Genomic DNA, 20,990 nt, shown 5'->3' with positions numbered 1-20,990 from the left:
TTACCCCCTTTGCTTGGCGCACGGCCTAACCCCATAGCGAGAAGTTTACCTCGAGCTTGCTGAAGTCCATTCCTTTGTACTTTTTTATATATTTCATAACCTTTATAAATTCATACCAAATAACCGAAGCAAATGCAATAGGAATATGAATAGCAAATACATATTCAATCGCTTTTCTAATGTTATCATAGATTCTTCTACCATTTTACAACTAAATTATACCACAGCTTACTATCTTTACAGAAAACCATTTTTTTAATTACTTCTACTTCCATTTTTAATCGCTTGATCTTATCATCTTTCCATTGACACAACAATACCCCAAATCGTAGCTTTATTATGCTACAATTTGGGGTAATTTTTCAGTGTCCGTTTTTTGTTGGTTTAGTTCGCACAGTGAATATCATCAATATAGTATAAATCAAACATCTTCTATTTAGTTAAAAATTATTAACCAAATAGACGTGCAGGGCTAGTCTATAATTATTTTCCTATAAGTTTATCATTTGAAAAGATATGTCCTGCTAACCAATCATTTAAAAGTTGCAATATACTGATTATATATTCCTCCTGATTTTCATCAATCTTTGAAAAATTTACATCATTAATTCTCTTTATAAATGCATCGTGTTCAACTTTTTGAGTAAACATTTTTTTATAATTAATACTTTTCATGTATTCTTCTTCAGCTGCAAAGTGGAAAACGGTATAGTCTTGAAGTTCCTTTATTAGTATAACTATTTTATCATATTTATCAATTGTAAACTCATTCTTTAATAAAGTATAAGTTTTTTCAGCTATTTCAAAAAGAACTTTATGTTGTTCATCAATGAAATCTATTCCAGTTTTATATTCTTCTTTAAATTCATACATCAAAAATTACCTTCTTTCACTATAATATATTATAATTATTATACATCTAATTCTCAAATTTATCTATAATTATTATTAATTAACAATAATTATTTTTATAAATTTAATTAATTCATATTTCAGCACACCTCATAATTGTATGTAAAAAAACCACCCATACATTCAGTACAGGTGGAGTTGTATTTATTACATTTATTAGTTTACACAGTTTCAACGTTTATAATCATTTTCAGTATACCTCATAATTGTAACTATACTTATTTATAGTTTAAAAATAAATTTTGATGACCTTGATGAAAAACTCATACTTTCAAATCTCTTTCTTATTATAATTTTAAATGCTTCTTGCCTAAATTTCAGGTTCTACATGAACTATTGCTTCTGTAATATTAAACTCACTTCTCAATTTTTCTTCAATCTCTTCAGTGATATCGTGCGCTTCAACGACACCTAAGTCAGCACTAACTTTTACTGTTACATCAAGAAGAATATTATTTCCATTTAATCGAGCTCTAATGTCATTAATTTTTTTAACTCCCGAAACCTTATTTAAGCATTGAGTTATATTATCTAATTGCTCTTTATCGAAACCATCTGTCAAGTTATGTGATGCCTCTTTAAAAATATCCCAACCAGTCTTTACAATTAGTAATCCAACTATAACCGCAGCCAATGGGTCTATCCAAGGTAACCCGAATTGAGAAGCAACAATTCCTACAGATGTACCGATACTCACCCAGGCATCTGAAAGGTTATCTTTAGCAGCGGCCATAAGTCCAGAACTATTTATTTGAATCGCAATTTTTTTATTATAACGATATACAAAGTATATTACTATGGCACAAATAATACCAACTATAGCTGCAATTAAGTCAGGGGTTTGTGCCTTAAAGAAAATAATAGATTTAACTGCGTTGTATAAAACATCTATACCTACAGCTATCATAATTAAGGATGCAATAAGCGAGGCAATAGTCTCTGCTCTAAAATGACCATAAAGATGATCATCATCCGCGGGCTTTCTTGATATTCTTAATCCAATTAAAACGGCTATTGAAGCAATTATATCTGTTGTATTATTTAGTCCATCTGCTGTTAAAGCCTTGGAATTAGACAAATACCCAATTCCAAGCTTTACGAGGGACAATACAATATAAGCAATAATACTTATACGAGCACCTCTTTCTGCAAGCTTTAGTCCACTATATTTTTCTTCCATATTTTTCACACCTCAATTTATAGAATAATTTCTTAAAATATTCACTTGATATTGTCTACTGAAACATCTTTTTTTAGTAGCTATGAATCTTGTATTTCCAACCAACCAGTAGAAACAACTTTTACATTTTATTCTCAACTAACAATATCATTAATAAACATTGTACACCACAACTCCATATTTGTGAAGCGTTTCAATAGAAATACTTCACAGGTATCCGTTATCAATTGATAATAAATATTAGATGCTAATGGGATTTATTCACAACAAATGAACGTTATTAATTGCTAATAAATACTATTACTTATATACCTATAAAAAGGTCGTGAGAAAATATCAAAGAAAAGAAACCTAGAAGCATTGTTTCCTCTAGGGTACACGCCGATATACGTGCAAAACCCTGTAATCTGATGTGATAAGTTTACATCAGCTTACAGGGTGCAATTCACTTTAGGCTTTTCACCTATTTTTTTCATGCTTTCGCACAAACATTGTTATTTGGACATATATGTACTTATTACCGACTTATGCTAATGGAAATTAGACTTATTAAGAATGTTACTGTAGAAAGTATCAAAGCTACAATTAGAATCCCTGTTATCAAAATATTATACTTTATTAAATCAATAGCTAATATATATTTTGATAAATTTAAAGCATTCAGTACAAGTAATATTAGAAATATAACCCATAATCCTCTGGAAGCTCCCTTTATGTCCGCAGAACTTAAAGATATATGAGATGATATACATATAGCTATAAATAGAAATACATAAAAGTATGGATTTTCAAAGTTCCTGAAGGAGAAAATAACCTTTACTAACTGTGAATAAGAATTAATTATTCCTTCAATTGTACTTTTATTTAATACTGCAACATGTAGGCTTTTAACTAATATATTAATGAAGCTGTTATAAGCTTGTGGTATTATAAACTTTATTAAAGCTATTATAGAAAAAGCTCCTCCAAATATAGGTGCTATACCTATAAAAAAATTTCCTACCTGCTGATAAATACTACCTTGATTATAGCTGTGTTGTACATAGCCCATTACCCCATTTTCATCTGGTTTTTGAAGTAATTTTATACGAGTAATCTTATGTCCAAATAATAGAGCAAAGATGGCGTGACTCAATTCATGTATTGGGACACCAATAAACCCTGTTACCATTAGTGCTTTAGTTCCAAAACTTCTCTGAAAATTTCTTATAGAATTATTCCTTAATACTCCCAAAAGTAATCCAGCTAAAATAACCATTCCTGTAAGATATACTGTTTCTATACAAGTTCTAATTAGCAATTCAATTACAAATGTCATTGTATGTTTTCACCCTCCGTCAATACTTATAGAATTTCAAGTTACAGCTCTTCTTCTCTTAATTTCATCATTAAATATTCAGTTATTCCTTCTCTATACAGATTAGGTATAGAACCTACTTCAATATATCCAATTCTCTCATATAGTATTTTAGCATCTGGATTAAAATCTGCAACTACTAAAAACAGTTTTGTGTAGTCTTTAAAGCAAATGTCCTCAAAGAATTTTAGTAGCTTTTTTCCTATTCCATGTTTACGACTTTCTTCCTTTACTGCAATAATATGTAGATACGGGAATGAATGAAATATCCCGTCTAAAATAAACCATATGAATCCCCTACAATTGTTATTTCCATACAACACTTCTAACCTCAAGTTCCATTAAATATAATTTATTATAAAATTATGAGATGTTCTGCAAAATCTTTAACCTTTTCAAAATCATTATCATCCGGTCTACCTTTTGCAATTCCTCCAAATAATTTAAATGGTCCAAAAGTATCATAACCTTTGCACGCAAAGCTACCAACAACCTCAAAATTCTTTTCTTTTAATTTTTGTTCAACTAACTTATTATATTTGGTTTTTCCTTGTCCACTTGTTGAAAATACAAAAGCTTTTTTATTAGATATTATTTGTAAGTCATTAATCAAATCAAGAATATTTTTATGTAATTTCCCATAATATATCCCTGAACCAAAACCTATTAAATCATATTTATTTAAAGTGTTTATATTTACATCATTTGTTTTAATTATGTCAGCATTTAATGATTGTGCCATTATTTCCCCTATCTTCCCAGTATTACCATGATGTATAGATTCATAAATTATTAAGGTTTTCAAGTTTATCTCCTCCTAAACTAATTGCTGATAAGTCATCTTCAATTGCCACTAGGACGTAAATTATTAAGTATATTATATCATAATGTATCTCTTATACTTATAATCTTCTTACAGCCATAACCGTTAAATTTTGATACCGAAAATTATATTATTTTATGTATAGGAAATATGAAAAAAATCAATATGTGTTTTACAATAATTGATATATATGTTATATTTGCAATATAATTCAAGAGGAGATTTTTTATGAAATTTAAAAAATATATGTTATATATCCTATATGTTGTATTAATATATATTTTAGTTTTATTTATTAATTGGTCTAATACTTTATCTAGAAATTATATTAAGATGAATTTTGAAATTAATATTTTATATTCAATAATACCAATATTTATATCTATAACATTAGGTGTATTCATGTCTATAGAATATTTGTTTAAGCAATTTAAGAAAAATGGGGCATGGAAAGTTAATCTAAATAAATTAATATTTATTGTAATACCTTTGCTATTGTTATCTTTTAGTTTAAATATTTATTATTTAAATATTTTTCCTAACCTATCTAAAATATTAATAAATTTAAATTCAAGTATTCCATCTTATTTGATTTTTGGTATTTTATGTGGCTATAATCTTGCAACAAGTTTTTATAAAATAAAAAATTTGTCTAACTAATGCATTTTATTAAATTTTGTTAGATACTGAATATGACTTAAAGTAGTATTAATAATATGTAAATTTTTAAGGAAAGCCATTTTGACTTTCCTTTTTAGTTGATAGAAGACAATTCTTAACTACAAATTTTTCATCGCAAAATTTCTAAACTATAACTCTGCATCCTGTCTTACTTTCAATCTTTTCTTTTACCCTTTGCAAAGCTTCTTCACTTCCACTTTCCACTTTTAAAGTTATTGAAAATTCTACTTGGTTAAAGGAAGGGTTTTTCTTTAAAATTATCCCTTCTTCTCTGCAATATAAAGAAGCTATGTTTATTATTTCATTCATGTTTGCTGAGTTTGATATAGATATGTTCCATCCTGTTTTATTAGCCATTTCTTTTATCTTATCTTTATATTTTTTAGCTATAATAGGAGTTATAAAAGAAAGTTCAATGTACTTCCCTAAGTGATTACTTTTAATTCCCTTTCTGTAGGGTTTAAATTCTTCTTCTCTAAATTCCTCATCTATATAGCTTAGTGCTTGATTTTGTTCCATTTTAAAACTACTGATGCTTTCTTCTAAATTTTCCTTTAAAGCTTCATTTATATTTTCAATGCACTTTGTTAAAATTTCAAGATTACAACCTGTAATTTCTATAAATTTTCCCCTCTCATCCGTAATATTATAATTAGAATTTAAAGTTACCAAGGCATCATTTCCTCTAAAGGATATTTTTTTTATATCTGCATCTTTTAAAATTTCTCTTATCACTTGTTCTGCTTTGTTTGTGTTTAATGCATTATTTACTTCCACCTTCCAGCCTGTTTCTTCTTCAAAACCTTTCATAGATTCACATATAGAATTTGGTACAGCCCTTGGAAAATCAAAGCTTAATATTATCTTCTTTTGTGCATATATAAAACCGGACTTTTTATAGTTATATTCTTTAAAATGTTTTTCAACTAGCTCCGAAAGCTCATTTGGTTTTAATTCCTTTGGAGCTAAAGCTTCTAATACATTTTCCTCAGATTTTACCTTAAATAAGAATAATCTTTTGTTATCCGTTTCAAAATATGGAGATTTTAAAATAGTATCTTGAAGCTTTTTTAAAGAACTTACAGTATGCTTGTTACTTCCACTCCATAAATAAATAACTTCTTCTATGGTAAATAATCTTTCTCCATAATTTTCCCTTATAAATTTCCACAGCTCTTTTATGTTTTCTCCACATAATTCCACTTCCATGTTCAAAACCTGTTGAAATTCTTTTTTCCACTGCTTTCTTGGATTATTTATATTTATTTTGTAACTATCTCCAAGCTTTGGGATAAACACATTTGCCTTTAATTCTGGTATAAGTTCCCGACCTAAATTTTCTATAATTTCTCCATTACCATGAACTAAGAACACATTTTTAGGTGCTAACATATTAATAAGTGCCTTTATTTCACTTTTATCTCCATGAGCTGAAAGTCCAACCTTTTCTATAGAACATTTTACAGGCATACTTTTATTATTTATTTCAAGGACTCTATCCTCCGGCATAGCTTCTAAAAGGTTTAAAAGCTTTCTACCAGGACTTTCTTCATCTTGATATCCTGTAATCACTATGTATCCATTTTCCATGGTGGCTATTTTTTCTGCATATTGTGCACTTGGTCCGCCCGTTAACATTCCTGAACTTGAAATTATAACAATTGGTTCATCCTTTTTAAATATCTCTTCCCTTTGATCAGGCTTTTCAATGGGCTTTATGAAATCATCATAAAAAGGCTCTATGCCCCTTAATATCTTTTTTCCTAAAGAATTTTTAAGATACAATGGATTAAACTTATATGCACTATTTATATTTCTTATCATCCCATCCACATATATGTTTACCTTTTTTAATTGTCCCTTATTTATTGCCTTTTTAAGTATAAGTATTATTTCTTGAGCCCTTCCCAGTGCAAAGGCTGGTATAAGCATTTTACCTTTATTTAAAACACATTGATTGACTATATTTATAAGCCTTTCCTCTTCTAATTCCCTGTTTGAATGAAGCTTATCACCATAGGTTGATTCAAATATGGCAGCGTCTGGTCTAAGCTTCGGAACCTTTGCTCCTTCTACAGTTCTTTGAGAAAACAGTGAAAAGTCCCCTGAGTAAAATAATGCCCCTTCCTTTGACTTGATGTATACTAAGGAAGCACCTGCAATGTGTCCTGCATTATAAAATGTAATAGTTATATCATCAAATATAGGAAATTCCACTTGATAATTTATTGTAAATACTCTATCTAGCATATTTTGCACATCTATTTCAGCATATAAAGGGATTTCTGCTTCACGATTGTTCATAATCCTTAAACTATCCTGTAATAAAACTCTTACAAGATCCTTGGTCATATTGTTCATATAAATTTTTGCATTGGGATATTCTTTGCTTATGATAGGAAGGGAACCTATATGATCCATATGAGCATGGCTTATTATAATAGCATCCACTCCACCCTTTTCTTGAATGGTTCTAAAGTCTGGAAGAGGATCTTTAGCTGCTCCTTGCCTTATTCCCGAGTCAAGCAAAATATTTTTTCCATTTATATTAAGTCGGATAGAACTTCCCCCAACTTCATAAGCGCCTCCTAAAAAACTAAGCTCCATAAAAACCTCCGATAATATCAGTTAATAATTAATAGATAATAGTTAATAATGTTAAATGCAATTTAGCAAGGCTAAATTTCTATATGAATATTACCCTTTAGTTACTAGTTTTTCTACCAATATACCACTTGTTATAAATAATAATCCTATAAAAGAAGATACATATATTCTTTCGTCTAATATAAAATGAGTATATATTAATGATATAAAAGGAGTTAAAAAAATCATATTAGACATCTTAAATGTATCTCCATATTTTAATGCTAAAAACCAAAATACCGATGCAATTCCTCCTGAAAAAGCTCCAATCCATATTAATCCTAAAAGCTCCTTAAAATTTATTGCTGGTATATAATAAAATATCCACAAATAAATGCTTATGTATATAAAAGTAAAAGCATAATAAAACATCATTGACAAAAACTTATCATAATTATGTTTTTTACCAAGTACTGAAAATACTCCATAACATACCGCTCCCATTAAAGCCATTACATATCCTTTTATATTTTCAGCTTGTATTGATATTCCCATCTTCCCCCTACTTACTACAAGATATATTCCTAAAAACCCCATACCTATAGCAATGCCTTTTTTTAAGCTAAACTTTTCTTTAAGTAATACACAAGAAAATATCCCTACCCATACAGGCCATGTATAATTAACTATAAAAACCTCTTGGGCTGGGGCATACATAAGTGCTCCATAAAAAAATATGTCATATAAAAATACTCCTAAGAAGCCCATATATGCAAAGTTAAAATAATCCTTTTTCGTATAGTGCCTTACTTCATTTAATCTTTTTCTCTTCCATGAAATAATAAATAAACTAATAAAAGCTATAAATGAAATATAAAAAAGTACTTGAAAATTATTCAAATCCTTCAGCACTATTTTTCCTACAGTGGCTGATGAACCCCAAAGTAATGAAGTTAAAATTACAAATACATAAGCTAACCTTTCCTTAGAAGAAACTACAGGCTTACTATTTAAAACTCCCTCTATATCATTCATAAAAACTCTCCCTATTTTAATTTATTTTCTTTAAAGTAAATCATTCATATAAAACTTTATATTATTCTCATTATATAATAATTTCTCTATACCTTATACAACATTGTAATAATTTTTGCGCACTCAAAAAAGCCAGCTAAATACTAGCTGACTTTTATATAATTAATATTTATTATAAGGATATCTTGTTTTATATATAAACTTTTTATTTTTTACTTCTATATTAACTCACAATTGAATCTGGTAATAAAAATAAATTTAAATTTTTAAGCTTATTTTTATAGGAAAGATCATTTGCTATAAGCTTTGCCTCATCTAAACTTCTTGCCTTAAATGTAAAGTGTCCGCCTTCCTTATTATAAAATCCCCCACCAATTAAATACTTTGCAGCATCTCCTTCTGAAACTCCACTGCCATTAACATTATAATATATCTTGACAAACAATTTATTATTCATACGTACAACCCCCATTTATTCTTGCTTTTGTTATAAATGAACACATCTCATTTAATTAAGATGCCTTATATATAACAAATATATGAGTAAACTTTATATAATATTCCTGTAATAATTATTTTTATTATACAGAACATACGTTCGTTTGTCAAGAAGAAAGAAATTACGACATTTTTAATGTTGATACGACTACTTCTTCCCAAACAAATACATCTGTAGAACAAAAACAAGTAGATTAAAAGCAAGATGTTAGCAAAAATGATAATAATACTAAAAAACAAGAGTCTAATAGTACAAAAAATAACTCTAGCAAAAGTAAAAAGACCTCTCCAAATACAACTATAGTGAATAATTCAAAACAAAATATTGTAACAAATGACTTTAATCAAGTAAGTAGTATGGAAATAATATATAATAATTCTAAGACTACATATAGTATTGATAAGGATAAGGATTTTATAAAAAAAGTTTATGACTCTATATTAAACACAAAGGTTACCGTAAACAAGGGAAGCCAAGAGAGCGATCCTCAATTTACTATTAATTTAGTTTATAAATCCGGAGATAAAAATGTCATAGAATCAACAGAAACTGGGGAATTTATCTTTAGAGTTCTAGATAATAAAAGCTGGGTTGGTGGAAATAATACTGATTTGATTAAAATTATAAAAAATAAAAGATAAAAAACTTTCATAATTGCTATTTCTGATATAGTTTTAATTAAAGAGTTAACTTAATTTAGGTGGACTATTAATAGTTTAAAAATATTGTATAAATTTAAACCAATTTGTCCATAATACAGTTACATACGAAAATACTCCATTTAAACAGCCCCATTAAAAACTTCAGCAATGAGAGCTGAAGTTTTTTTATACTCTCTATAATTTATATCTTAACAATTACGATGTTTATTATAAAAACAAAAAAGAGCATTTCTGCTCTATTTTCATCATAATCTTTATTCCTTATTTTCTTTTAAATATTTTTTAAAGTTACCCCTTATACTTCTGTATTAAATTATCACAGCTAAAAGAAAGAAATTCAGTTTCCTAAATTTCTTCTCAAATTATTAATTATTATTAAAAAATTAATAACTAGTGATTAGATATTAGCTAGTACTTCTAGTACGCTTTTCCCCAGCATACCATGTGTTTAGCTTCGCCACCGCAGCAGATACATTTATCGAAAATATTTTCTTGTTCAAATGGAATACATCTTGAGGTTACTCCAGCAACTTCTTTAAGCTTTTCTTCACAAGCTCTATCTCCGCACCACATAGCTTTTATAAAGCCAGGTTTATTTTCTGCAATATCTTTAAATTCATCTAAAGTTGCTGCAGTGAAAGTATTTTCTTTTCTGTGATTTAAAGCGTGCTCATACATAGCATTATGAATATCATCTAAAAGCTTTGGTATGACAGTCTCAAGTTCATCCATTGATATTATTAGTTTTTCGCGTGTATCACGTCTTACAAGTACAACTTGGTTGTTCTCTATATCCTTTGGTCCAACTTCAATACGAACTGGGATACCCTTCATTTCGTATTCATTAAATTTCCAGCCAGGCATCTTATCACTAATATCTATGCCAACTTTAGCAACCTTAGATATTCTTGATTTAAGCTCTTGAGCCTTTTCAATAACTCCTTCTTTGTGTTGCGCAATTGGTACTATCATAACTTGAGTTGGAGCAATTCTTGGTGGAAGCTTAAGACCGCTGTCATCACCATGTACCATTATTATTGCTCCAATAAGTCTAGTTGTCATTCCCCAAGAAGTTTGGTGTACATATTGAAGCTGGCTATTTTTATCAGTATATTGAATATTAAATGCTTTTGCAAAGTTATCACCAAAGTTATGTGATGTACCGCTTTGAAGAGCCTTACCATCATGCATTAAGCTTTCTATTGTATAAGTAGCTTTTGCTCCAGCAAACTTCTCCTTCTCTGTCTTTTGTCCTTTTACTACAGGGATAGCTAAAACATTTTCGCAGAAGTTAGCATAAACATTTAACATATGTATAGTTTCTTCTTCAGATTCTTCAGCTGTTGCATGAGCTGTATGTCCTTCTTGCCACAAGAATTCTGTTGTTCTTAGGAAAGGACGAGTTGTTTTTTCCCATCTTACCACAGAACACCACTGATTATATTTCTTTGGAAGATCATTATAAGATTGAATTATCTTTGCATAGTGATCGCAGAATAAAGTCTCAGATGTAGGACGAACACATAGTCTTTCAGCAAGCTCTTCAGTACCTCCATGAGTAACCCAAGCAACCTCTGGAGCAAAGCCTTCAACGTGATCTTTTTCCTTTTGAAGTAAGCTCTCAGGGATAAACATTGGCATATATACATTTTCATGCCCTGTTTCTTTAAATCTTTCATCTAAATATTTCTGTATATTTTCCCATATGGCATATCCATAAGGACGAATAATCATACATCCTTTAACACTTGAATAATCAATAAGCTCAGCCTTTTTTACGATGTCAGTATACCACTTAGCAAAGTCTATATCCATGGAAGTTATGGCCTCAACGAATTTTTTTTGTTTTCCCATTTTTATTTCCTCCTAAACTTTTAATTGTTTAAAATTATTTATGAATATACTCTAAAACTGAAGTAAATTCTACCTCAATTTCTTTATGATTTCCAAAAAGCAAAAAAGCCCCAATCCCCAAATAGGGACCGAGCTTACGGTGGTACCACCCTTGTTAATATATAAAAATAATATATTCACTCATTCTTTTAACGGTAAAATTCCGCTGTAGCCTACTATTATTTCGGTACAGAACTCAGAGGCTGGTTCAAAATTATTCTTTTAGAAGCCTCTCACCAACGGCTTCCTCTCTTTAAAAAGATTTTAAAATCTACTATTCCCCTTCATAGTAATAAAAATATTAATTTATCATTATTATATCATATTAAAATATGATATTATATGCTTAGTGCATCTAATTCCTATCTTCTAAAAACTTTCTTAGTTTATTCATATTAAAGTAGGCTTTTTCCACAAATTCTTTTGGAGTGAGTTCCTTTTCGTCTTCCCTTGTGTGAAGTTCCATGCCTAAAACTCCTTTGTATGTTTCAATTGGGAAATCCCTTTTTAATGTATTCCAATCAATATTTCCGTTGTAAGGTATCCAATGTCTATCCTTTATTCCATCATTATCTGATATATGAGTTGCAAATAATCTATGTCCATGCTTTTGTAATAAGTTGATTTTTTCTCCCTCAGAAATCACATTATGAGATGTGTCAAAGCAAAATCCCAAATTAGGAGAGCTTATATTTGAAAGTATATAATCCACAAATATATTATAATCAGTATTTTCTATGGCAATTTTTACTCCTAAATTTTCCGCTGCCTTTACTATTTCTAAGAAACATTCTATTCCAAGTACATTAGGCTTTTCTATCTTAAAAAACTCCGATACATGCATTACCATTATAGGTATATTAAATTTACTGCAATCTTCAATCCATCCTATATACTGCTTTACAAGGGCTTTTCTTGTAGCTAAATCTCCTATCCAAAAATCATTTGTATTTGTAAAAGGTGCATGAATATTCTCTAGAACAAGTCCATATTTTGAAATAATTTCAGGCATATTTTCCTTTTTTAGAATTATACTATTTTGAGCATCTTGAAACTCATCTTCCCACCATATAGACACAGCATCAAAGCCTGCTTCCTTTATAATCTTTATTCTTTCTTCAAAGGGCATTATATATCCAAACCAAGAAAAAATCCCCAACTTAAACTGCTTCATATCAACCATCCTTTACTTTAGCGTATCTCTTATAACTCTTTCTACATTTTTATAACATATTTTTTCTATTTCACCTGCTGAAAATTTTTCCTTTTCAAGGGCATAAACAAGCTTACCCATTTGTGAAGCATCCTCTATTTCTACTTTAGAATGTATACCATCAAAATCTGTACCTAAAGCTATAACATCTACTCCACCTATATTTTTAATATGCTTTATATGATTAACCATATCCTCCACTTTGCTTATTCTATCTTCTGCAAGAAATTCTGTACAAAAGTTTATTCCTGTAACTCCACCTTTATTTGATAAAATCCTTATCATTTCATCTGTTAAATTTCTTTGATGATTTTGCACTGCTCTAGCATTAGAGTGTGATGCCACAAAGGGATGTTTCGAATACTTAACTACATCATAAAATCCCCCATCTGAAAGATGGGATACATCTATTATTATTCCAAGATTATTCATTTGATCTATAACTTCTATACCAAAGGAAGTTAATCCTTTATGATTATTTGCTCTATCATAAGCAGGATATCCTATTTCATTTTTAAAATTCCATGTAAGGGTCATAAGTCTTACCCCTAAATCATAAAATTTCTTTAGGTTTGAAATATCCCCTTCTAAGACTCCTCCTTCTTCTATGGTTAAAAAAGCTGAAATCTTACCTTGGCTCTCATTACTTTTAAATTCATCATAATTTGTAACAAGTTTTATATATTCTTTACTTTTATCCATTTCCAGGTGAAATCTATTTGCCATATCAAGTGCCCTATTTAATCTATTTGGCGTTTCTTCTGCATCCACAAACATAGCAAAGAACTGTGCCTTATAATTTGCTCTTTTCATCTTTTCTATATCAATCGAAAAATTATTCTTATACAAACTAAACCTTGGATCATCCATAAGCTTGTATATAGTATCACAATGCATATCTATGAAATTCATTCCTATCGCCTCCTTACTTTATCTTATTATATAACTTATAATGTTAAAATATAAACATAAAATAAAAAATTTAAACTTTTATGAAGCATATGTAACTTTTTATGTTCATAATCATATTATAAGTTATAATAATTTTTTAAGTGGTGATAAATTTGTATTTTTGTCCATTACAAAAGCTTTGCTATACTAACATATGTATTACTAAATCACAACTAGATTTAATAAATGAAATTCGTATGCTCTGGGAGCAACATGGTGCCTGGACAAGGATGGCTATAGTAAGTTTAACACAAGATTTACCAGATGTTAGCTTTGTTACTAAAAGACTTCTTCGAAACCCTGTAGATTTTGAAATGGCATTAAAGCCTTTCTATGGGGACAAAATTGCTTCAAAATTTAGTGACTTATTAACAAGTCATTTAACCCTTGCAGCACAACTTGTTAACGCAGCTAAAGCTGGAGATACTAAATTAGCTGCAGACATTGAAAAACAGTGGTATAGCAATGCAGATGAAATTGCTGCTTTCCTTGCTTGTATCAATCCTTGTTGGTCTGAAAGAGACTGGAGAATAATGCTTTATAAGCACTTGAAATTTGTTAAAGCTGAAGCAGTTTACATGCTTACTAAAGATTATGCAGCTAGTATTGATGTGTACGATAAGATGGAGATGGAAATTCTGGAAATGGCTGATATGATGGCAAAGGGTATTATCAGACAGTTTCCATGTAAATTTATTAAGTAAAAAATATCATAAACTTTCTAATGGATATAAAAATTAAGAGGATACATAAATTTGCATAAAGCATAATCTATGTATTCTCTTTTTTAAAATATAAACAAATTAATTTTTATGCTACTCTAAAAAATCTATTCATTATAAAGGGAGGTATATATATGAGTCCTTTTGACAATTTCTTGTTTGATTATTTTTCGCCCATTTTTATGATTATTGTTTTTTGTTTAGTTATTGGTGGTTTTATATTCAGCATAGTTGGTTCAGTCAAAACAACAAGGTATAATAATTCACAACCTGTACTTACTATTTGGTCAAAGGTCGTAACAAAAAGAACAAATGTCTCTAGCCATACTCATCATGACAATGATAATATGCATCATACAAGCCATTCAACAACTTACTATGTTACTTTTGAAGTAGAAAGTGGAGATAGAATGGAGTTTAATGTTAGCGCAGATGAATTTGGATTACTAGTTGAAGGGGATACTGGAAGGCTCACCTTTCAAGGCACTAGATATAAAGGCTTTGAAAGAGAGATGTAAAATTTCGCCTTAACAAAAAAAGCCAGCCTCTAGCTGACTTTTATTATTGTTTATTACTATATGTCACTGAAAATTTTACTCTCTATTTTCCTGTTGAATTTTGAATATGATTAGCAGGTTTTTCAAATAATACAATTATTTTAGTTGGAGTTGTTTGAGCAGGTATGCTTCTTGTAGATGGCCCATACATTACAATAAGCTTTCTATTTTTTAGTTCCCCTTTAAAAGGTTTTCCATTTTGTAAAATAACTTCTGTATCCTCAGATATATTTAATTTTAATGATTTATCATAGCTAACTAAATTTTTATCAAACCTATCAACTTTGACATTTTGACCTTTATTGTTAATAACAACAACTTCAGCATTGTATTGAGGCGGATATATCATTAGCATAGGTTTATTCGCATCATAGAACCAAGTAATAACAGATCCTACCTCAATCTTTTCATTGTCTACAATATAAGTGTCTTTAGATATTATAACGTTTGATTCTTTCCCTTCTGCATCTTCTACCAACACATACTTTGAACCTTTTTTACTCCCTTCAAAATCCGTTACTTTTTTAACTGTTCCAGTAAAAGAGTTAAAAGAACATTGTTTCTCTGGATTCATTTTACTGCTTATAGGCATAACTCTCTTAACTAGGTCAATACAGCCACCGTGTTTAAAATTTTCCTTACCAGCTGCAAAGGCTGTGGATGATGAAAGTGATAAAACCGCCACAGATAAAACTCCTGCAGATATTTTTTTGAATTTCATAATTTTCCCTCCTTTAAATTTACTCTATACTTGTTATACGTATTAATTTACCTAACGTACTAATTTTTAGCATATTTTTTTATTATGGTCTCCTAAGTAGAATAAAAAATTAATATCAATAAAAAATATCATGTTCATTTAAAATTTCCTATGAAATCACTTAAATCCTCTATTTTACAATCATAAGCCTTAAGATTATGCCTCTTAAAGGCAGCAGTATATTTAAGGCCGCTTCCTGTAACAACACATGCAACAGTATCTGTATCCTTTAAATATCCTTCAGCTACTAATTTCTTAATAGAAGCTAATGGCACTGCAGACTCAGGCTGACCAAAAATTCCTTCCTCAGCCATTTCCTTTTGAGCTTTAACTATTTCCTCATCAGTTACAGCAACACATATTCCACCATTTTCTCTTATCTTTCTTAATACTTCATTTCCACTTGGTGGAAACGGATTTTCTATACCATGAGCTATAGTTTCATGATCTATGACTCTTTCAATAGATTCCTTATGGTCCTTATAAGCATTAAATATTGGAGAACAGCCTGATGCTTGAGCACATATCATCTTTGGAATTCTATCAATTAATCCTACTGCCTTAAATTCTTCAAATCCCTTAAGTATCCCTCTTATATTTCCACCAGCACTAGTTGGAACTATAACATAATCAGGAACATCAAAATTTAATTGCTCACATATTTCAAAAGCTATGGTCTTAGAACCTTCCACTCTATATGTAACATCTGAATTTATAAAGTATATTCCATACTTCTTGCCTATTTCCAGGCTTTCATAATATAAATTTCCATAGTCCCCATCTACTTTAATCAAATTAGCTCCATATATAGCTACAGGATTTAATTTTTCCTGGGGAATATTTTTATCTACAAGTATAAATGTTTCAAAGCCTGCTCTTTGTCCATAAGCTGCAACAGATACTGCCATATTACCTGTAGAAACTGCCCCTACCTTTTTATATCCTAAGCTATAGGCATGCTGTATTCCTGCTAAAGTTCCCCTATCTTTAAATGACCAAGTAGGGTTTTGGCTTTCAGTTTTAAAATAAACCTTTTTTACTCCTACCTTTTTTGCTACTTTGGGAGAAGGTACTAATGGAGTAAAGCCTTCATGTAGTGATAAATCATTATTAACTTCATTAAATGGGAAAAAATCGCTGTATCTTTCAAGGATAGTTTGTCTTAATGGATTTCCTTCTCTAATCTTTCCCTCTTTTACAAGTTCAACCTCCAATGGTTCATTACACTCTTCACATCTTGGATGAACATTTTGTATAGGATATTCTCTACCGCATTTGGTACAATACATTTTTATATTCTTCATTTTTATTCCCCCTTACCAAATAAGCATATATTAAAACCGTTAACTAAATTTTGATTCTATTCTACATAAGCCACTACTTCAATTTCCACCATTGCATTTCTAGGAAGCTTTGCAACTTGAATACAAGATCTTGCTGGTAGATCAACTTTAAAGTATTCTCCATAAATCTTATTCATTTCAGTAAAGTCATTCATATCTCTTAAAAATACTGTAGTTTTTACCACATTGTCTAATTTAGTTCCTGCTTCCTCTAATATATCATTAACATTTTCAATTACTCTTTTAGTCGCATTTTCAATATTATCATCTACAAGTTCCTCAGTAACTGGCATACTTGGAGTTCTCCCTGATACAAATAATAAGTTTCCAACTCTTACTGCATGAGAGTATGGTCCTAATGCTGGAGCTGAGTTTTTGCAATTTATAATTTCCTTTTTCATAAGTTTTATCCTCCCTCAAGCTTCGATATGTGATATAAATGTTAAATTGACAAAAATTTATATATTCTGATTTTTTCTTCTGTTTAAATAGTATTCTATGTGCTGTTCCTAAATCCTTCTTTTAATCTATCAATTTTCATACTCTTACAAATTATCCGTGGATAATTACATGCTTATGATTTATAATATTATTAATTTGAATAATATTGGTGCTATAGTAACAATTTTGATTTGGTTACTTATAGTTTGGGTTATAGTAAGACTTCTTTCTAAATAAATCATATATTAGTACTTATAAAAATCACTCATGAATATTATTAATAGTGAAATATCTCAATAAAGTTGAGATGTGCTGATTTATAGAGAAACAATGTAATACAAGCATATTAGAGGGGGAATTTAACTATGCTTAAAAATTATATAGAAATTGTAGTTGATGAATTATTACCTCATGTTCTTGACAAATATTGTGATATATGTACCTGTCCACGATGTGTTGAGGATATAAAAGCAATAGCTTTAAACAACTTAAAGCCTTTGTACGTAGCTACTGAAACAGGATTGGTATATGCAAAGGTAAATGATTTGAGGACTCAATTTACTACCGATGTAATAAAAGAACTTATGAATGCAATTGAAATTGTATCTAAAAATCCAAGACACTTTTAAAATCAGTAATCAATAAAAATTAACTATCTAACAACAAAAAAATAGAGAAAAAATGCTATTTACTGCATCTTTTCTCTATTTTTATTTACTTGTTATCTTTATTTTCCTTATCCTTCATTCTATTAGGTTTTGCTTTAGGCTTAATTTTAATATTATTCTTTTTCTCTTTATTTGCATATCTTTCTTCATTAAATAAATCAAAGAACCATAAAAATAATATTACAAATATACCAGAAGGAATTAATCCCCATATAGTAGTATTAAAACCAGGTCTTATGAAAGATGGACCTGTTAATGCTGCTATGGCTATAGCAAATATTACCCACTTATTTGGTTTAAATTTTTGTAGCACATAAATTTTTAAAACATTATATATTATAATTATTACAAAGGAAAAAAGCACAAGTCTTAATATATATCCTAAATTACCTGACATCTGACGACCCCCTCTCATATTAAATCAACTATTATATATATTATTGTATATTTTTCAAAATATATCAACAGTAATTTTAAAAAGTTCTTACACTTAATTATATGTTACTATATTTTAAATATTAATACTAAAATCTTTAGTATAAAGCTAGCAAATTTGGAAAAGATATAAGTATAATAATTTTACATATAAAGGAGATTATAATTATGAGAGGATTAGATGTTATTGCACTTATATTAGTAGTAATAGGAGCTATAAATTGGGGATTAATAGGCTTCTTTGACTTTAACCTAGTTTCATCATTATTTGGAAGCATGACTACATTTAGCAGAGTGATTTACTCTCTTGTTGGTATAGCAGGATTGTATGCAATATCATTCTTTGGCAGAAATAATGAAAGAGAAGCTAGATAAATCAAAAGTGCATTTTCAAAATTTGAAAATGCACTTTTAAATTTATTACATTTCTTGTACAGTTCTTTTCTTAAAGACCTTTTCTACTTCTTTACTTTCAATTGGCTTTCCAAGTATATAAACAATAAGTATAGTTGCTACTAAGGCTAATGGCAGTACTATAATTATTGGAAGTCCCATTCCTGCTGGAATATATCCAAATAATATTGTTATTATACCTATTGTAACTGAATACCACATTTGTGTTCTTACGTGGTCAAGATGATCACAAGCTGAACCCATTGAAGATAATATTGTTGTATCAGATATTGGTGAACAATGATCTCCAAATATAGCTCCTGTTAAAACTGCACTGGTGCTTAATATGATATATTGAGCATCCCCTGGTGCAATACCATTTGCTAGTGGAATAGTAAGTGGCATAAGTATTCCCATAGTTCCATAGGACGTTCCTGTTGCAAAGGATATTATAGATCCCATTATAAATATTATAGTTGGAAGTAAGAACTTTGGTAATGTATCTGATAATATAGCAACTAAGAATTTAGCTGTTCCAAGTTCCTTTATAACTCCACTTAATGACCATGCAAGTAAAAGTATTACTCCTGTTATAAGTAAAGATTTCATTCCTTCTATCCAAGTATCAATAGCTTCTCCTAATGTAAATATCTTCTTTGATATCCCCATTGCCATAGCAACGATACTTGCAAGTAATCCCGCTTGGAATAAAACTATGCTGGCATCAGATGAACTAAAGGTTTCTCTTATTGCTGCAAATGATGCTGGTGCTGAAGCTACTATATCCTTTATAGCTTGGTCTTCTCCACCCATTATTGCATTATATCCATCTAAATAAAATCCTCCAAAGGCTCCTATTAAAAGTACGCCTATAGGAATTATTGCATTCCAAATACTTAATTTTATTCCTTCTCTTGGCTCTAATCCTGTAGCTTCTGAAGATACCATAGGTTTTGCTGTATCTGATAATAATTTACCTTCATATCTTGCTCTTCTTTCAGCTTTAAGCATTGGTCCAAATTCTCTTAAAGTAACTGCTGTTACTACTATAAATATAAGTATTAATATATTATAAAATCTATATGGAATTGTTTGTAAAAATATTCCATAAGCATTTACACTTTGTCCTATTTGAGAATAACCATCTTTTATTAAACTTACTTCATATCCTATCCATGTAGATATTAGAGCAATACCTGCAACTGGTGCTGCTGTAGCATCTACTACAAAGGCAAGCTTTTCTCTTGAAATTTTCATCTTGTCTGTAACAGGCCTCATTATAGGTCCAACTATAAGTGAATTTGCATAATCATCAAAGAATACACATATACCTAAGATCCAAGTTAAAATTTGTGCACTCACTGGACTCTTTGCTTTTTTAGCAAGAGCTTCTGCTACTGCTTTTGCTCCACCCATTTTTGAAACTATTGCTATAAGTCCACCTATAGACATGCATTGTAGAATTATTCCTGCATTCCATGGATCTGCTAAAGAATCTCTAATCTTATTTATAAGATCTAAAAATCCATAAAATATTCCATAAATCACATTGTGTCCTGATAGCTTTATTAAAAATGTTCCTGAAAAAACTCCAAGTGTTAAGGAAAGTACTACGTTTTTAGTAACAAAGGCAAGTATAATTGCAACTAACGGTGGCAATATTGTAAGTAACCCAAACTTATCCGCATTAATTTGTGCTGGATCTGGTTCAGCTGCAAATACTGTAGTAGTTAATACGAATAGAAATAAAATGGTAAGTGTTGAAATTAAAGTTTTCTTTTTCATAATCTTTCTCCTCCTCATTTTTTATTAATTAAACTCATAGTTCAATTAATAGGTGAATAATTCTTCTGGGAGGAGAGTCCATCAAAACAAAAAA

The 20,990-nt window shown here is 29.5% G+C and carries 21 protein-coding genes and 1 other annotated feature; of the genes, 5 read left to right on the top strand and 16 right to left on the bottom strand.

The annotated features are described in order from the left end of the window. Positions 1-483: 483 nt before the first annotated feature. The 8 genes from CRN98_RS04835 to CRN98_RS04795 all read right to left on the bottom strand — a co-directional run bounded on the left by CRN98_RS04835 (position 484) and on the right by CRN98_RS04795 (position 9,031). A complete protein-coding gene (locus CRN98_RS04835; RefSeq protein ID WP_097026291.1) occupies positions 484-873 on the bottom strand; it encodes a bacteriohemerythrin in 390 nt (129 codons plus the stop codon). Positions 874-1,222: 349 nt separating this feature from the next. Continuing rightward, on the bottom strand, positions 1,223-2,092 hold the full coding sequence (locus tag CRN98_RS04830) for a cation diffusion facilitator family transporter (protein WP_097026290.1): 870 nt from the start codon (positions 2,090-2,092) through the stop codon (positions 1,223-1,225). A 517-nt stretch (positions 2,093-2,609) separates the two neighbouring features. Further along, on the bottom strand, positions 2,610-3,410 hold the full coding sequence (locus tag CRN98_RS04825) for a M50 family metallopeptidase (RefSeq protein WP_097026289.1): 801 nt from the start codon (positions 3,408-3,410) through the stop codon (positions 2,610-2,612). A gap of 41 nt (positions 3,411-3,451) precedes the next feature. Then, the gene (locus tag CRN98_RS04820; RefSeq protein WP_242960832.1) at positions 3,452-3,772 is read right to left on the bottom strand and encodes a GNAT family N-acetyltransferase; all 321 of its coding nucleotides are present in this window, start codon (positions 3,770-3,772) and stop codon (positions 3,452-3,454) included. A 32-nt stretch (positions 3,773-3,804) separates the two neighbouring features. Continuing rightward, the gene (locus CRN98_RS04815; RefSeq protein ID WP_097026287.1) at positions 3,805-4,254 is read right to left on the bottom strand and encodes a flavodoxin family protein; all 450 of its coding nucleotides are present in this window, start codon (positions 4,252-4,254) and stop codon (positions 3,805-3,807) included. An 822-nt stretch (positions 4,255-5,076) separates the two neighbouring features. Continuing rightward, complete coding sequence (locus CRN98_RS04805; protein WP_097026285.1) at positions 5,077-7,560, bottom strand: MBL fold metallo-hydrolase; 2,484 nt, start codon at positions 7,558-7,560, stop codon at positions 5,077-5,079. 90 nt (positions 7,561-7,650) lie between these two features. Continuing rightward, positions 7,651-8,574 (bottom strand): DMT family transporter, encoded by a 924-nt coding sequence (locus CRN98_RS04800; protein ID WP_097026284.1) that lies wholly within the window; start codon positions 8,572-8,574, stop codon positions 7,651-7,653. A gap of 223 nt (positions 8,575-8,797) precedes the next feature. Next, the gene (locus tag CRN98_RS04795; RefSeq protein ID WP_097026283.1) at positions 8,798-9,031 is read right to left on the bottom strand and encodes a hypothetical protein; all 234 of its coding nucleotides are present in this window, start codon (positions 9,029-9,031) and stop codon (positions 8,798-8,800) included. 344 nt (positions 9,032-9,375) lie between these two features. On the opposite strand from CRN98_RS04795, the gene CRN98_RS04790 reads away from it, so the two are divergent. After that, the gene (locus CRN98_RS04790; RefSeq protein WP_143331275.1) at positions 9,376-9,714 is read left to right on the top strand and encodes a hypothetical protein; all 339 of its coding nucleotides are present in this window, start codon (positions 9,376-9,378) and stop codon (positions 9,712-9,714) included. 438 nt (positions 9,715-10,152) lie between these two features. Here CRN98_RS04790 and proS read toward each other — a convergent pair whose 3' ends face one another. From proS to CRN98_RS04775, 3 genes are all read right to left on the bottom strand, one after another. Then, complete coding sequence (gene proS, locus CRN98_RS04785; RefSeq protein ID WP_097026281.1) at positions 10,153-11,589, bottom strand: proline--tRNA ligase; 1,437 nt, start codon at positions 11,587-11,589, stop codon at positions 10,153-10,155. 120 nt (positions 11,590-11,709) lie between these two features. Next, positions 11,710-11,925: a binding site (T-box leader), on the bottom strand. Between the two features lie 58 nt (positions 11,926-11,983). Next, complete coding sequence (locus tag CRN98_RS04780; RefSeq protein WP_097026280.1) at positions 11,984-12,802, bottom strand: sugar phosphate isomerase/epimerase family protein; 819 nt, start codon at positions 12,800-12,802, stop codon at positions 11,984-11,986. A 12-nt stretch (positions 12,803-12,814) separates the two neighbouring features. Beyond that, a complete protein-coding gene (locus tag CRN98_RS04775; protein ID WP_097026279.1) occupies positions 12,815-13,753 on the bottom strand; it encodes a dipeptidase in 939 nt (312 codons plus the stop codon). A gap of 152 nt (positions 13,754-13,905) precedes the next feature. On the opposite strand from CRN98_RS04775, the gene CRN98_RS04770 reads away from it, so the two are divergent. Together CRN98_RS04770 and CRN98_RS04765 are read left to right on the top strand one after the other, a co-directional pair. Then, positions 13,906-14,496, top strand: a complete 591-nt coding sequence (locus CRN98_RS04770) for an acetylglutamate kinase (protein ID WP_242960830.1) — start codon at positions 13,906-13,908, stop codon at positions 14,494-14,496. Between the two features lie 152 nt (positions 14,497-14,648). Continuing rightward, positions 14,649-15,032 (top strand): DUF2500 domain-containing protein, encoded by a 384-nt coding sequence (locus CRN98_RS04765; RefSeq protein WP_097026278.1) that lies wholly within the window; start codon positions 14,649-14,651, stop codon positions 15,030-15,032. 82 nt (positions 15,033-15,114) lie between these two features. Here CRN98_RS04765 and CRN98_RS04760 read toward each other — a convergent pair whose 3' ends face one another. The 3 genes from CRN98_RS04760 to CRN98_RS04750 form a co-directional block, all read right to left on the bottom strand. Continuing rightward, on the bottom strand, positions 15,115-15,792 hold the full coding sequence (locus tag CRN98_RS04760) for a hypothetical protein (protein WP_207653574.1): 678 nt from the start codon (positions 15,790-15,792) through the stop codon (positions 15,115-15,117). A 134-nt stretch (positions 15,793-15,926) separates the two neighbouring features. Beyond that, positions 15,927-17,135 (bottom strand): threonine synthase, encoded by a 1,209-nt coding sequence (locus tag CRN98_RS04755; RefSeq protein WP_097026277.1) that lies wholly within the window; start codon positions 17,133-17,135, stop codon positions 15,927-15,929. 56 nt (positions 17,136-17,191) lie between these two features. Further along, entirely contained in the window at positions 17,192-17,575 is a 384-nt protein-coding gene (locus CRN98_RS04750; RefSeq protein ID WP_097026276.1) for a Rid family detoxifying hydrolase, read from the bottom strand. Between the two features lie 405 nt (positions 17,576-17,980). On the opposite strand from CRN98_RS04750, the gene CRN98_RS04745 reads away from it, so the two are divergent. Then, a complete protein-coding gene (locus tag CRN98_RS04745) occupies positions 17,981-18,244 on the top strand; it encodes a late competence development ComFB family protein (RefSeq protein WP_097026275.1) in 264 nt (87 codons plus the stop codon). A gap of 85 nt (positions 18,245-18,329) precedes the next feature. On the opposite strand, the gene CRN98_RS04740 is transcribed toward CRN98_RS04745, so the two are convergent. Continuing rightward, positions 18,330-18,680 carry a hypothetical protein gene (locus CRN98_RS04740; RefSeq protein ID WP_097026274.1) on the bottom strand — a complete coding sequence of 117 codons (351 nt, stop codon included), beginning with the start codon at positions 18,678-18,680 and terminating at the stop codon, positions 18,330-18,332. Positions 18,681-18,886: 206 nt separating this feature from the next. Between CRN98_RS04740 and CRN98_RS04735 the strand changes: the two genes are divergently transcribed. After that, on the top strand, positions 18,887-19,093 hold the full coding sequence (locus tag CRN98_RS04735; protein WP_097026273.1) for a DUF378 domain-containing protein: 207 nt from the start codon (positions 18,887-18,889) through the stop codon (positions 19,091-19,093). Positions 19,094-19,138: 45 nt separating this feature from the next. Here CRN98_RS04735 and CRN98_RS04730 read toward each other — a convergent pair whose 3' ends face one another. Further along, positions 19,139-20,896: a Na+/H+ antiporter NhaC family protein gene (locus CRN98_RS04730; RefSeq protein ID WP_097026272.1), complete on the bottom strand. Its 1,758-nt coding sequence runs from the start codon at positions 20,894-20,896 to the stop codon at positions 19,139-19,141. Positions 20,897-20,990: the final 94 nt, after the last annotated feature.

This window comes from Clostridium peptidivorans (assembly GCF_900205925.1).
GTDB lineage: Bacteria > Bacillota > Clostridia > Clostridiales > Clostridiaceae > Clostridium_AK > Clostridium_AK peptidivorans.
The sequence above is the reverse complement of the archived record's forward strand: the minus strand, read 5'-3'. Positions and strand labels throughout refer to the sequence as shown.

Excerpts from the sequence above, each read along its gene's own strand:
- CRN98_RS04825 (WP_097026289.1), bottom strand. The coding sequence starts at position 3,410 with ATGACATTTGTAATTGAATTGCTAATTAGAACTTGTATAGAAACAGTA.
- CRN98_RS04745 (WP_097026275.1), top strand. The coding sequence starts at position 17,981 with ATGCTTAAAAATTATATAGAAATTGTAGTTGATGAATTATTACCTCAT.
- CRN98_RS04830 (WP_097026290.1), bottom strand. The coding sequence starts at position 2,092 with ATGGAAGAAAAATATAGTGGACTAAAGCTTGCAGAAAGAGGTGCTCGT.
- CRN98_RS04835 (WP_097026291.1), bottom strand. The coding sequence starts at position 873 with ATGTATGAATTTAAAGAAGAATATAAAACTGGAATAGATTTCATTGAT.
- proS (WP_097026281.1), bottom strand. The coding sequence starts at position 11,589 with ATGGGAAAACAAAAAAAATTCGTTGAGGCCATAACTTCCATGGATATA.
- CRN98_RS04730 (WP_097026272.1), bottom strand. The coding sequence starts at position 20,896 with ATGAAAAAGAAAACTTTAATTTCAACACTTACCATTTTATTTCTATTC.
- CRN98_RS04735 (WP_097026273.1), top strand. The coding sequence starts at position 18,887 with ATGAGAGGATTAGATGTTATTGCACTTATATTAGTAGTAATAGGAGCT.
- CRN98_RS04760 (WP_207653574.1), bottom strand. The coding sequence starts at position 15,792 with ATGAAATTCAAAAAAATATCTGCAGGAGTTTTATCTGTGGCGGTTTTA.
- CRN98_RS04750 (WP_097026276.1), bottom strand. The coding sequence starts at position 17,575 with ATGAAAAAGGAAATTATAAATTGCAAAAACTCAGCTCCAGCATTAGGA.
- CRN98_RS04765 (WP_097026278.1), top strand. The coding sequence starts at position 14,649 with ATGAGTCCTTTTGACAATTTCTTGTTTGATTATTTTTCGCCCATTTTT.
- CRN98_RS04795 (WP_097026283.1), bottom strand. The coding sequence starts at position 9,031 with ATGAATAATAAATTGTTTGTCAAGATATATTATAATGTTAATGGCAGT.
- CRN98_RS04780 (WP_097026280.1), bottom strand. The coding sequence starts at position 12,802 with ATGAAGCAGTTTAAGTTGGGGATTTTTTCTTGGTTTGGATATATAATG.
- CRN98_RS04775 (WP_097026279.1), bottom strand. The coding sequence starts at position 13,753 with ATGAATTTCATAGATATGCATTGTGATACTATATACAAGCTTATGGAT.
- CRN98_RS04800 (WP_097026284.1), bottom strand. The coding sequence starts at position 8,574 with ATGAATGATATAGAGGGAGTTTTAAATAGTAAGCCTGTAGTTTCTTCT.
- CRN98_RS04755 (WP_097026277.1), bottom strand. The coding sequence starts at position 17,135 with ATGAAGAATATAAAAATGTATTGTACCAAATGCGGTAGAGAATATCCT.
- CRN98_RS04740 (WP_097026274.1), bottom strand. The coding sequence starts at position 18,680 with ATGTCAGGTAATTTAGGATATATATTAAGACTTGTGCTTTTTTCCTTT.
- CRN98_RS04805 (WP_097026285.1), bottom strand. The coding sequence starts at position 7,560 with ATGGAGCTTAGTTTTTTAGGAGGCGCTTATGAAGTTGGGGGAAGTTCT.